At 64.1% G+C, this 12,660-nt stretch carries 12 protein-coding genes; 5 read left to right on the top strand and 7 right to left on the bottom strand.

Annotation, left to right across the window (positions count from 1 at the left end):
• Positions 1 to 1,373, bottom strand: a 1,373-nt coding sequence (locus tag AB3X96_RS36375; RefSeq protein ID WP_368593511.1) for an ESPR-type extended signal peptide-containing protein, incomplete at its 3' end; no start/stop codon positions are given.
• A gap of 653 nt (positions 1,374 to 2,026) precedes the next feature.
• On the opposite strand from AB3X96_RS36375, the gene AB3X96_RS36370 reads away from it, so the two are divergent.
• The 5 genes from AB3X96_RS36370 to AB3X96_RS36350 all read left to right on the top strand — a co-directional run bounded on the left by AB3X96_RS36370 (position 2,027) and on the right by AB3X96_RS36350 (position 5,737).
• Complete coding sequence (locus tag AB3X96_RS36370; protein ID WP_368593510.1) at positions 2,027 to 3,223, top strand: M23 family metallopeptidase; 1,197 nt, start codon at positions 2,027 to 2,029, stop codon at positions 3,221 to 3,223.
• Positions 3,224 to 3,371: 148 nt separating this feature from the next.
• Positions 3,372 to 3,959: a helix-turn-helix domain-containing protein gene (locus tag AB3X96_RS36365; RefSeq protein WP_368593509.1), complete on the top strand. Its 588-nt coding sequence runs from the start codon at positions 3,372 to 3,374 to the stop codon at positions 3,957 to 3,959.
• Positions 3,956 to 4,483: an N-acetyltransferase family protein gene (locus AB3X96_RS36360; protein ID WP_368593508.1), complete on the top strand. Its 528-nt coding sequence runs from the start codon at positions 3,956 to 3,958 to the stop codon at positions 4,481 to 4,483. Before AB3X96_RS36365 ends, AB3X96_RS36360 begins: the two co-directional genes overlap by 4 nt.
• Before the next feature lie 97 nt (positions 4,484 to 4,580).
• On the top strand, positions 4,581 to 5,036 hold the full coding sequence (locus AB3X96_RS36355; protein ID WP_368593507.1) for a MarR family winged helix-turn-helix transcriptional regulator: 456 nt from the start codon (positions 4,581 to 4,583) through the stop codon (positions 5,034 to 5,036).
• A gap of 56 nt (positions 5,037 to 5,092) precedes the next feature.
• Positions 5,093 to 5,737 carry a trimeric intracellular cation channel family protein gene (locus AB3X96_RS36350; RefSeq protein ID WP_368593506.1) on the top strand — a complete coding sequence of 215 codons (645 nt, stop codon included), beginning with the start codon at positions 5,093 to 5,095 and terminating at the stop codon, positions 5,735 to 5,737.
• Between the two features lie 10 nt (positions 5,738 to 5,747).
• On the opposite strand, the gene AB3X96_RS36345 is transcribed toward AB3X96_RS36350, so the two are convergent.
• The 6 genes from AB3X96_RS36345 to AB3X96_RS36320 are packed head-to-tail and all read right to left on the bottom strand — an operon-like array spanning position 5,748 to position 12,648.
• Entirely contained in the window at positions 5,748 to 6,716 is a 969-nt protein-coding gene (locus AB3X96_RS36345; RefSeq protein ID WP_176382932.1) for a type II secretion system F family protein, read from the bottom strand.
• A gap of 27 nt (positions 6,717 to 6,743) precedes the next feature.
• Positions 6,744 to 7,721 carry a type II secretion system F family protein gene (locus AB3X96_RS36340; protein ID WP_368593505.1) on the bottom strand — a complete coding sequence of 326 codons (978 nt, stop codon included), beginning with the start codon at positions 7,719 to 7,721 and terminating at the stop codon, positions 6,744 to 6,746.
• A gap of 52 nt (positions 7,722 to 7,773) precedes the next feature.
• On the bottom strand, positions 7,774 to 9,135 hold the full coding sequence (locus AB3X96_RS36335; RefSeq protein ID WP_368593504.1) for a CpaF family protein: 1,362 nt from the start codon (positions 9,133 to 9,135) through the stop codon (positions 7,774 to 7,776).
• Between the two features lie 39 nt (positions 9,136 to 9,174).
• On the bottom strand, positions 9,175 to 10,386 hold the full coding sequence (locus tag AB3X96_RS36330; RefSeq protein WP_368593503.1) for a CpaE family protein: 1,212 nt from the start codon (positions 10,384 to 10,386) through the stop codon (positions 9,175 to 9,177).
• A 21-nt stretch (positions 10,387 to 10,407) separates the two neighbouring features.
• Positions 10,408 to 10,722, bottom strand: a complete 315-nt coding sequence (locus AB3X96_RS36325; RefSeq protein ID WP_176121074.1) for a hypothetical protein — start codon at positions 10,720 to 10,722, stop codon at positions 10,408 to 10,410.
• Between the two features lie 21 nt (positions 10,723 to 10,743).
• Positions 10,744 to 12,648, bottom strand: coding sequence for a type II and III secretion system protein family protein (locus AB3X96_RS36320; RefSeq protein WP_368593502.1), 1,905 nt, complete (start codon positions 12,646 to 12,648; stop codon positions 10,744 to 10,746).
• Positions 12,649 to 12,660: the final 12 nt, after the last annotated feature.

Genomic DNA, 12,660 nt, shown 5'->3' with positions numbered 1-12,660 from the left:
TCCTGCTGGACCAGACCCACCGTGCCTTCGGACAACTGGTTCTGCACGTTCGTGATGCTGGACGCGTTCTGCGCGATGTTGCTCGTGTTCTTTGCGATGTCAGTTGCATTCAGCGCGATATCGCCCGTGTTCTGCGTCGTGCGACCGTCGAGGTTCGTCACGGCTTCGGCCACGCTGTACGCCGTCGTGCCGCCCACGCTGAACTTCGGCGCGCTGATCGAGCCATCCGCAAGCACGATCGAACCACCACCCAGCGCCCGGGCCGTGCTCGACGCCGTGCCGTACAACTGGCCACCGTTGACCGCGTCCACGCTCGATGCCCGCACTGCGCCCGCAGCCACACCCGTCACCGTACGGTTGCCCGCCGTGCCCGCCACGTTGATCACCGAACCGTCAGCGTCTTTTGCCACCGTGATGTCACGACTGGTTGCATCCTGCTGCACCAGACCGATCGTGCCGTTGTCCAGCCCGTTCGTGATGTTCATAACGTCACCGGCAATGTTCTGAATGTTGGCCGTGTTCTGCGTGGTACGGGCATCGACGTTGGCGAACGCGTCACCCACGTTGTCGACCGTCGTACCGCCCACGCTGTACGCAGGCGCCTTGACGGAACCGTCGGCATCGACCGCAGCACCGCCGCCGAGCGCGCTCGTCACGCCCTTGAGCTGCGACACGACGACCGCGTCCGAGTCTTGCGTGCCGGCCGCAACATTCGTGATCTGGCGCATGGCCATCGCACTGCCAACCGACACCGTATTTTCGCGGTCGGCGATCGAACCCGAGCCCAGCGCCACGGAGTTTGCCGCGGTCGCACTCGTACCGGTACCGAAGGCGATCGAGTCGGAACCTGAAGCGATCGAGTTCGAACCCATCACCACCGCACCAGCAGCGGAGGCGGTATTGTTCAGACCGATCGCAATGCCAGCGGTCGCGCCGTACATGACAGTCGACCGGCCCAGCGCCACCGACCAGTCCGCCATTGCGATTGCACCAGGGGTCGAGCCGTCGTGGCTGCCGCCACCAGCGGCGAACGAACCCGTGCCGACCGCGGTAGTGTCGTTACCGAAGGCCGCGCTGCCCACACCCGTCGCGGCCGCGTTCGAGCCGACCGCAGTAGAGCTATCGCCTAAAGCGAATGCAGCATTGCCGGAATCCGCACCGATTGCCACGGAGGACGGGCCCTCCGCAAAGCCGCTGCCCGCCGCGTACTGCGCATGCGCGAGAGGCGCAATTGCGCTCGTCGCCAGCAACGCTGCACCCATCAGACTGACTGCTTTCGACTTGCCGCGCTTGCCACGAGTCTTCGAGTTTTCACACGCAGCTACCCACGAACCCAGGGCTTCGTTCCAGACGCTGATATACGACTTGTTCATGATCCTATCCCTATCAAGGTAATGAAAATAGATTTGCGGCGAATCGCCACCCGAAAATCACGGAAATTAACCAGATACGATTAAATCGTTACCATTAAATACAGAACACACAAAATTCCCGTTGCCTTCGAAACTTTGAAACTGATTTCATCTTAGATTTTTGGGATAGGATAAAAATAGGACCGATCCGATTCGTCGATCGAGTTCAGCTATTAGATATATTTGAAAAATCAATTTAATACCAAGCACCCTAAAAATCGCTTGGCGGCTGCGCAGAAGCGGTTTTAAGAGGAAACTGCGATTTTTTCGAAAACCGGTAACTGGTGCTTTTTTGATAACCTGCGATAGACACGCAGGCTTAGACAAGCCTGCGTGTCCGCTGCCCTGAAGAAACGCCGGATCGCCCGACAGCTCGGGCCGAGACGCCATCCGCGAAAGCACTCGGTTCGCCCTGCATGAAAAAATGGCGGGACGACGCTCATGCGGTTGACGGTACTGGCGCCGAGCCTATCTCAAAATTCGGATTCTCCCGATATTGATAACCCGCCGCGCCCCATAGACTGAAAGCTCCTTATACCGGGGTTGTGTAGCGAGAAAGAGAATCCCTTGTTCGATTTATTGGGTTCCCGTGGCATTTCAAGCGACGTCATTTCATGCCTGCAGCCCTTTTATTCCGACTGCGAGGTTTTGAAATGATGCGCTTACGCCATTTACGTCACGCCTGCTCTCGCGCTCAGGTTATTTCCGAGAATGTGGTTCATTCGGTCTATTGCCGATTTAAATCTCCGGCAGCCGCCGTGTTTCTGTTTGGCATGGTTGCGATGCTAGGAACGTCGAATGAGGTTACGGAAGCGGAGATCGTCAGTCGCGGGCACGGATCAACTGCACGCCAATTGTCCCGAGCCTTGGAAGTGACGGCGCCGGCTGTCAATGACTCTGGCAGCAAAACCAGCAATGGTCAGCTATCCCACGCTGCACCGCTTGTCATGTCGGATCTCGACAGCGGTTTTTACGCAGGGAAGATCGAAGCAACGTTGCGCGACACGCTGGCGCGGGACAGCGTGCCGGCGGAGATACAGGAGCAGATCGCGCATATTTTTGCTCCTCGACTGGACCTCGCCGCGCCCGCGCACAAGGGCGACACTTATCATGTTCTCTACGAAAGCGACGATACGAACGCACAGCGCAAGCGTCTAACGGCGGTCGAGCTCCGCTCGGGCGGTGAGGTCTACCAGGCCGTTTGGTTTGTCGCACCGGGGCGCACCGATGGAGACTACTATTCATTCGACGGGCGTGGACTCGCCGCGAAGCCGTTCTCCATGCCCCTCAACTACGTGCGGCTCAGTTCGCCATTCGGTTACCGAACCCATCCGGTCAAGGGCAAACACCAGATGCACACAGGTGTGGACTTTGCCGCACCGAAGGGGACACTCGTCGTCGCGGCCGCCGCAGGAACCGTGCGGTTCATCGGCTTCAAACCCGGATACGGCAACATCGTCATACTCAGTCATCCGCGAGGTTTCACGACGCACTACGCACACCTGTCCGCCTTTTCCCGCGATTTGCGTGTCGGCAAACCGATCGCCGAAGGACAACCGCTCGGCGCGGTGGGCAGCACCGGTACGGCTACGGGCGACCATCTGCATTTTGAGGTGCGTGAGTACGATCAACCGATCGATCCGCTCACTTTGACAGGCCGAACTGGCGCTTCGCCGCTCACGACCACTGAGCGGATCGCGTTCAACAGCATGACGGGCGCCCTGCGTGAACAACTCGCTGCATTGCCCGTCGATGCTCCGGCAAACAGGATGGCGTCAAATGCCGCAGGCACGCCGAATTCGCCTGCATAGCGGAACAGCTCGCTGACTTGAGACGCGAGCTCAAAGACCGCGAGCGTTGCAACGCGTGCGATTGCGAGCGAGCACGCGCCGCCCACTATTGACAATCAAAAAAACCATCTCTAGTTTACTAGACAAATAATCTCTTAAACTGGATAGCATGGACATCAACGCCCTGATCGCTCGTCGAGTCAAAGCGCTACGGGACGCTCAGAACTGGTCGCTGGACGCACTGGCCGAGCGCAGCAAGGTCAGCCGCTCGAATATCTCGCTCATCGAGCGCGGGCAAAGCAGCCCCACCGCGACCGTGCTCGATAAACTTGCCACCGCGTTGAACGTGCCGCTCGCATCGCTGTTCGAGCAGGATGGCGCAGCGGTGGCCGAGCCGTCGCCGGTCAGTCGCGCGTCCGAACAGGCGGTGTGGACCGATCCGGGTTCCGGTTATGTGCGGCGTCATCTGTCGCCTACCGCGCGCTCGGCGATCCAGTTGGTCGAAGTCGACTTTCCTGCCGGTCAGCGCGTTAGCTACGAAACCGGCACGCGCGACGCGGACATTCATCAACAGGTGTGGATGCTCGACGGGTCGATGGAAATCACGGTCGGCGACACCAGTTGGCGGCTCAAGTCAGGCGACTGCCTGGCGATGCGGCTCGACAGCCCTATCGTGTTTCGCAACCCCACTCGCAAACGCGCGCGCTATCTGGTCGCGCTGAGCACGTCACCCATCAATGAACGGAGAAGCGGATGAGCGATAACGTGACCATTCGGCGCGTCGGCGCGAACGAAGCGGCGGCCTGCATCGAAGCGCTCGCCGATGTGCTGATCGACTGCGTGGAAGGCGGAGCATCGGTCAGCTTCATGCTGCCGATTTCGCGCAACACAGCCCTCGCGTTCTGGCGCAACGTCGCGGAAAGCGTCGCACGCGGCGATCGCGCATTGCTGATCGCCGAAGATCGAGACGGCAGCATCGTCGGCACCGTGCAGTTGATCATCGCGCAACCCGAAAATCAGCCGCATCGAGCCGACGTGGCGAAGATGCTCGTACACAGAAGAGCACGCCGGCACGGCGTCGCGCACGCTCTGATGAGCGAACTCGATCGCCTTGCGCGGGAAGAGAAAAAATCGGTCCTCGTGCTCGACACCGTAACTGGCGGCGATGCGGAGCGGCTCTATCAGCGCGCCGGCTGGCAACGCGTCGGCAGCGTGCCGAACTACGCGCTGATGCCCGACGGCGCGTTGTGCGCCACCACTTTCTATTGCAAACAGCTTTGACCGCACACGCAGTCCACGCGGCGCAAGTATTTGAAAGTTTCAACTACTTGCCTATAATGCCTGCACGACGGATAACGGTCGACAGCGGAGCAAATTCTTGTACTCGGACTTCCTGACTTTCAGGCTCGATCTGACCAGCGCGTTGCTGATCAACCGCGCGAATCTGGTCTACCGCGAGCGCTGGGATCTCGACGTGCGCGCGCTGCGCGTGCTGCGCCTCGTATGCGCGGAGCCAGACATCACGCCCAAGGCCGTTTCGCAGCGCGCGTTGATCGAAAAGACGCTGCTTTCCAAAGTTCTCGCCGAGCTTGAATCACGTGGCCTGATCACGCGCAACGTGCATGCATCGGACCGTCGAAGCATCGCGTTACGCGCCACCCATCACGGCCTCGAAGTTGCGAAGGCGTCCGAAGCGGTAGGCGCCGAGCTTGAAGTCGAGCTCGCGAAGGCGCTGAGCGCGAGCGAACGTAAAACGCTCGAACGTCTGCTTAGCAAGCTTTCGCATAGCCTGCTCGAAAGCGAGTCCGCAAGCGCGCCGCCCGCGAGCTCCTGACCGACGGTCGCATTTCGCAGCGCCCTCCCTGCGCTCGCCCAACACGAAACCACTCAGTGAATTTACACGCCGTCTATACCATTCTCGATCTGATCGGCACCTTCGTCTTCGCGATCAGCGGCGCGGTCGCCGCGCGTCAACGACGGCTCGACCTGTTCGGCATCGTGGTGATCGCCTTTATGGTCGCGAGCGGCGGTGGCATCGTGCGCGACGTGTGCATCGGCGCGATCCCACCGGCGGGGCTGTCGAACTGGCGCTATCTGGCCACCGCGCTCGCCGCGTCCGCGGTGACGATTCTCGCGTATCCGCAGGTGCGCAGGCTGCGTCAGCCGGTGCTGTTCTTCGATGCGATCGGGCTCGGTCTGTTCGCGGTGTCGGGCGCGCAGAAAGCGCTCACGTATGGCCACAATGCCGAACTCGCGATTCTGCTCGGCGTCGTCAGCGCAGTGGGAGGCGGCGTGATGCGCGACGTCGTGCTCTCGCGCGTGCCCGCGATTCTCGAGCGCGAGATCTATGCGTCTGCCGCGCTGTTCGGCGCGGCGGTGCAGGTCGGCTTTTCGTATGCGGGCTGGACGGACTGGTGGACGCCGTGGTTCGCGACGTTGGCTTGCATGTTGGTGCGGCTTGCGTCGCTGCGCTACGGCTGGCGGCTCCCAGTCTTCCAGGGCAGACGCGCGGCCGAGACGCGCGACAATTCATAGCGGGCTCTGGTCATGCGCCGCCCGCCATGCTCGGCAGCAGATCGCGATAGATATGAATCATCGCGGGCCCCATCAGCACGACGAGCAGCGCCGGAAAGATGCAGAACATCAGCGGAAACAGCAGCTTCAGCGCAATCTTCGCGGCCCGCTCCTCGGCGCGCATCCGGCGGCGCGTGCGCAGCGTATCGGACAGCACGCGCAACGACGCGCCGATGCTGGTGCCGAAGCGCTCGGCCTGGATCAGCATTGCACTGAACGAGTCGATGTCTTCCACACCGGTGCGCAGCGAAAAATTGCGCAGTGCCTTTTCCTTCGAGAAACCCGAGCGCATTTCGAGCAGCATCAGTTCGAGCTCGCTCGCGACCACCGCGCTGCGCAGGCGGATTTCCTCGCCGACTTTCATCAGCGACGCATCAAGGCCCAGCCCCGCTTCCACACACACGGTCAGCAGGTCGAGCGCATCGGGAAAGTCCTCGACGATGCTGCGCTGGCGCGTTGCCGTGCGGCGCGACAGCACGACGTTCGGCAGGTAGTAGCCGAGCGCGGCCAGCACGACGAGCACGATCGCGCGTTCGAGCAGCGAGCTCGCGAACGACGAGCCGTACAGCGCGAGCATCGCCAGGAGCGGCAACGTCAGCGCGAGCGCGGTCTTCGCGGCCAGATAGATCGGCACGGCGTTGGCCGAGCGCCAGCCGGCGTTCATCAACTGCACGCGCAGCGCGGATTGCTCCCAGCCGTCCTTCGGCACCGACAGCTTCGAGATCGGCTGCGAGATCTCGACGAGCTTTTCGTACCACGGCGTCTGCGCGGCGGCGTCGAGTTGCTCCGGCGCCGGCACGGCATTCGCACCGCCCGCCTGCTCGATGCGGCGGCTCATGTCGCGCGGCGTGCTCAGATGCATAGCGCCGAACACGGCCGCGAAAACGATCGCGAATACGCCGGCGAGCAACAGAATCTGCGTGATGTTCAGTGTTTGCATGGTCCTTCTCCGATGACCTCGAGCCGCTCAAACGCGAATCTTCACGATGTGCCGCATCCACAGAATCCCGAACAGCATGGCGACGCTCGCCACCGCGATCATCCTGACGCCCGCCGGGTCCCGCCACAGCACGTTGAGGAACCCGGGGTTGATCGCCATCATCGCGCCGCCGACGCCGAACGGCAGCAGGCCGAGCACCCATGCGGACATCCTGCCTTCGGCGGAGAGCACGCGAACCTTGTCGAACAGCTTGAAGCGGTCGCGGATCAGCGCGGTGATGCCGTCGAGCACTTCGGCGAGATTGCCGCCGGTCTCGCGCTGGATCACGACGGCGATCACGAAGTAGCGCAGATCGCGAATCGGCACACGGGTCGCGAGATTCGTCAGCGCCTCGCTGATCGACACGCCGTAGTTGATCTCATCGAACACGATGCGGAACTCGCCGCTCATCGGCTCGGCGAACTCGGCGCCGACCATATCGATCGCGCCGGTGAACGCATGGCCCGAGCGCAATGCTCGCGAGAGCATGTCGCAAACGTCCGGCAGTTGCCGTTCGAGCTGACGAATGCGCCGGTGGCGGCGCCGCTGCACGTAGACGATCGGCAGCAACGCGCACAGAGCGGCGGCGCCGGCCGTGAAGACCCACGGCACTCTGAGGCTCGCGCCCACGATCAGCACGAAAGGCGGAAGCACCGCGCAGGTGCCGAAGAATCGGCCAACCGACCACGACAGCCCCGACTGCTGCAGAAACAGATCGAGCGCATGCACGCGCGGAATACGCAGCAGCAGTCGCGCGAGCACCGCCGACTCGGCCATCGTGCGTGTCTTCAGAATCGACAGACGCTGCCGGCTCGTCGGGCCGCCGGCAGATACCGCGCGAATCCGCGAATCGACGCGGCGCGCGACCGGACCGTACCGGCTGTTCCAATACTCGTAGACGCCACCCGTCGCGAGCACCACGGCCGCGAACAGCAGAATGATGGACGCGTAGAAAATCGGGCTCATGCAAGTCTCCTGAAACAGCGGGCAAGCGGTCTGTGCGCGTTGGCCGTGCACGTCATGTCGTTTCGAAGCGCCGCGCCGGATCGTAGATCTGCTCCGACGGCGCCACGCCGAATGCCTGCAAGCGCTCGGCGAATTTCGGCCGCACGCCGGTCGCGCAGAAATGGCCGCGCACGTTGCCCTTCGCATCGACGCCGGAGCGGCGGAACACGAAGATCTCCTGCATGTTGATCATGTCGCCCTCCATGCCGGTCAGCTCCGAAATGCTGACGATCTTGCGGCGGCCGTCGGTCAGACGCGTGGCTTGCACGACCACCGAAATCGCCGACGAAATCTGCTGGCGCATCGTGCGTGTCGGCAGCGACAGGCCGCCGAGCGTCATCATGTTTTCGAGGCGCGTCAGCGCATCGCGCGGTGTGTTCGCGTGGATCGTCGACAGCGAGCCTTCGTGGCCGGTGTTCATCGCGTTCAGCATGTCTAGCGCTTCGGCGCCGCGCACCTCGCCGAGAATGATGCGGTCGGGGCGCATCCGCAGCGCGTTGCGCACCAGCGTGCGCTGCGTTATCTCGCCGCGTCCCTCGATGTTCGGCGAACGCGTCTCCAGCCGCAGCACGTGGTGCTGGCGCAGCTGCAGCTCGGCCGCGTCCTCGATCGTGACGATGCGCTCGTCGCCCGGAATGAATCCCGACAGCACGTTCAGCAGCGTGGTCTTGCCGCTGCCCGTGCCGCCCGACACGAGGATGTTCACCTTCGCGCGCGCGAGCGCGTCGAGCACTTCGGCCATCGGCGGCGTCAGGCTCTGCAATTCGATCAGGTCGGCAACCTGCAACGGATTCGCGGCGAAACGGCGAATCGACAGCAACGGACCGTCGATCGCGCAGGGCCGGATGATTGCGTTCACGCGCGAGCCGTCCGGCAGGCGTGCGTCGACCATCGGGCTCGATTCGTCGATATGGCGGCCGACGCCGGAGACGATCTTCTCGATGACCTTCATCAGATGCGCGTCGTCGTAGAAGGTCACCTCGGTCGCCTCCAGCCGACCACGGCGCTCGACGTAGGTATGACGATGCGTGTTCACCAGGATGTCGGACACGGTCGGGTCGCGCAGCAGCACTTCGAGCGGACCGAAGCCGAACATTTCGTCGTGCACGTCGCCGACGAGTTGCCGGCGTTCGAGATCGTTGGCGGGCGCCTTCTGGTCTTCGAGAATGCGGCCGATCAGCGTCGCGATCTCCTGGCGGACCTGCTCGGGCGGCAACCTCGACAGCCGTTCGAGCTCGACGCGTTCGAGCACCGCCTGATGAATCTCGCGTTTCAGTTTCTGGTATGCGCCGCGCAACATGCCGGCGGCCGCCGGGTCCTGGCATTCGCCCAGCGGCTGCACGCGTTGCGCGGAAATCTGCTCACGAAGCGACATGACGTTCCCCTGTTCTGATCGTGTGACGTTCGAGCACGCTTAAAGCGTTTCGAGTTTCGGCGCCGGCGGACGCCCGAGCAGCCGCCCGAACAGCGACTCACCCTTCGCGCGCGAGCGCCCCGGTTTGGTCGCGCGTGCCGCGATGTTTTCGGCGAGCGTCTGCAGGCTGCGCGCAACCCCGCTGCCGCGCGCGGTCTTCGACACCGGTAGTCCCTGGTTCATCGCGTCGGTCACCGTTTCGGCATCCTCGGGGATCACCTGATACGCGCTCATGCCGAGCACGGATTCGAGCGCCCCGCGCGGCCGCTCGCCGTGCCGCGTATAGCGGTTCAGGATCAGCCGCATCTGCTCCTGCGCGTAGCCGAGCGAGCACAGAATCTCCTGCAGCCGGCGGCCGGCGCGCACGTGCGGCATGCTCGCCTGCAGCACGAGATGAATCTGGTCGCTGCGATCCAGCGCGAGCATCGACAGCCGGTTCAGCGTCTGGCCGAGATCGAACAGCACGAAGTCGTAATGCGGCGCGGCGACGCCGAGCAGCCACTCGAGACGGTCTTCCTTGACCTCGGCCGCCTTCACCGGGTCGCCCGCGCCGGCGAGGATATGAAAGCTGTCGCTCACATGCACGACGCTCGTGTCGAAGAACGCCGCATCCATGCGCTCGATCTGCGCGCAGATTTGCGGCAACGTCGACGGCGGCGTCTGGTCGGAGACCAGGAACGCGGCATCGGCGAACTGCTGATTCAGATCGATCAGCAGCACGCGCTTTTTCTGCGGCAGACTCGCGATCGCATGTGCGACGTTCGCGGCGATGAAGCTGGTGCCCGCGCCGCCCTTGCACGACACGAACGACAGAATCCGCGTGTCGCGCGTGCCGCCTTGCAGGCTCTGCGCCTGCGCGCGCTGCAACGCGTCGCTGAACTGGCGCGAATCGAGCGGCCAGTTCAGCACGTCGCGAAAGCCCGCGCGCATCGCGGCGATCAGCGTCTGCGGCGACGCGTCGGGAATCAGCAGGATGCAGGTGAGCCGCCCGTGCTGGCGATGCAGCCGCTCCACCACCGCGAGCTCCGCATCCTTCAGCGACGCGGCGTCGACGATCAGCACGTCGAACGCATCGAGCGTGTCGCCGCGCTCGCCGAGCAGCGACGGCGTGCCCATCGCGCGCGTGATCCGGTAGTCGCCGGCTTCGCCGCTCAGATGCGCGATCTGAGCGAGCCGTGCGCCGTCTTCAGAGAGAGCCAGGATGTTGATCATGATGTTCCCCCGCGTCCGCCATCACTGACTGCCGCCGCTGCTGCCGATCCCGATCACGAACGGATTGAACGTCGTGGCCGGCGTCTGGAACGACTTGTCGTACTGCTGCTGCGCGGCGACCGCGGCCTTGCCGTCGACCCCTGGTGTCGACGGCGTGTGCTCGCCCGCATGCGGATCGATGATCTGCATCTGCGTTACGGTGCGCACGGCGTCGCCGACGTGCGCGTCCCAGATCGGCGAGCTCGACATGCAGCCGCTCAACGAACCGCCCAGCGTGGCGCACATCGTCAGCAGCAACGCTGCGCGGCGCGTGATCAGAAGATGTTCGAGTTTCATGAGAGTCTCCTTCGCGGCGCGTTACGGGTTGGGCTTGGTGGCGTTGAGCGTCGGGTTGCCTGGACTCGCGGCGTCGGCTTTGACGAGCGCGGGTTCGGCGTTGGTTTGCACTAGCGCTAGCGTCGCTGCCGACGCTGTCGTAGTTGCCGTTTTGTCGGCCGGCTGCATCGCGGCCGACGGTGCTGGCCGGTCCCCGTGGGTGTCGCGCGGCAGCAGCGCGGCGGGTGCGACCGAGCCTTCGGTCGGTGCCGGCGTCGGAACCGGTGCGGGCGCCGCGGGTTGCGGTCGCGGTTGCGCGGGCATCTGCGGCGCGTTCGGCTGCGCGGCGGGCCGGCGGCCTTCCATGTTGCCGGTCGCGTAGACCGTGCCGTCCGACACGCCGGTGAAGCTATCGGTCGGCAGCGGGTAGTCGCCCGGCGGCAGCGGCTTCACCAGATGAACGGTGACGATGAAGATCAGCTCCGTGCGATCCTGCTGGAACGACGTGCTGCGAAACAGCGCGCCGAGCACCGGCACTTCGCCGATGCCGGGCAGCGCCTTCAACGCGCCGGTGATGTTGTTCTGAATCAGCCCGCCGATCGCGAAGCTCTCGCCGTCGTTCATCTGCACCGTCGTCGACGCGCGCCGTGTCGTGATCAGCGGCAGGATCGTCGTGTTGCTCGTGCCGCTCGCCGTTACGGTGACGCCGGTCGGCGACAGTTCCGACACTTCCGGCGCGACCTTCAGATTCACGCGGCTGCCGGCCAGCACGGTCGGCGTGAACTTGAGGCCGACGCCGAACTCTTCTTCCTGCAGCGTGATCGTCGAGCCGCCCGTGCCGTTGCTTTGCGGCACTGGAATGAAGACCCGGCCGCCGGCGAGGAACGACGCCTCCTGGCCGCTCAGCGTGACGAGGTTCGGCTCCGCGAGAATCTTGCCGAGGCTGTCGCTCTTCTGTGCGTCGACGGCGATGTTGAACGGCCTGTTGTTCGCCTTGCTCACCGCGACACCGCTGCTGACACCGGCGAGCAGGCTGCTCACCAGCGCGCCGGTCCACGAACCGAAGCCGCCCTGGATGTTGACCGCCGCGCCCAACTGATTGAGCAGCGTCTTCGACACCTCGGCGACCTTCACTTCGAGCATCACCTGTTGCGGCGAATCGACCGTCATCATGTTGATGACTTCGGAGCCCTTGCTAACGCTCGAACTCTGCTGCGAGATCGAGCCACCGTTACCAAAGCTCGCGGTGCTCGACTGGTCTTGCTGGGTGGGTTGCGCGCCCGCGTAAGCGCCGGCGATGCCCATCGCCTGCTGCGCGGCCTGCCCGCTCGATACGCGGCCTGCGAGCACGAGGTTGCCGGCCGCGCTCGACACGCGGATGCCGCGCTCGTTCGGCAGCAGTTGCGCGAGTGTGCGTTGCAGCCCATCGGCATCGACGCCGACGCTCACGTCGATGATCTGACATGCGCCGCTGCGGCCCTGCACGATCATGTTCGTGGTGCCGACGCTCATGCCCACCACGTACAGCGTGCGCTGCGACACGAGCGTCGCCTGCGCGACGACCGGATTGCCGAGCGTGCGATTGCGCGCGGGCTCGACGAGCGGAACCAGGATCGACTTGCCGACCGCCACCGACACGCTCGACTCGTCGCGAATCTCGCCGGTGCAGTTCGGCCCGGTCAGCTGCGCGGGGGCGACCATCCGGCCGCTCGTCGCGCCGGTCAGCATCGGCGTGTTGCTGACCAGCATCGGCACGGCGCCCCGGCCGACCGGCAGCGGCGCGGCCTGCGCGCCCCAGCCCGGCGGCATTTGCGCGGCGGCCATCGTTTGTGCCGCGCTGTCGTGCGCAGCCGTTAGCCCGGCGCATAGCGCGGCGGCGAGCACCGTGCCGCCGAGCGTGCGGCAATGCTTGCCGCCACCGGATGAGTACCGTTGTTGTGTTTTCATGTTGCTGCCCCC

Source organism: Paraburkholderia sp. BR13439 (assembly GCF_040948805.1).
GTDB lineage: Bacteria > Pseudomonadota > Gammaproteobacteria > Burkholderiales > Burkholderiaceae > Paraburkholderia > Paraburkholderia youngii.
This window is presented reverse-complemented; position numbering and strand designations above follow the sequence as displayed.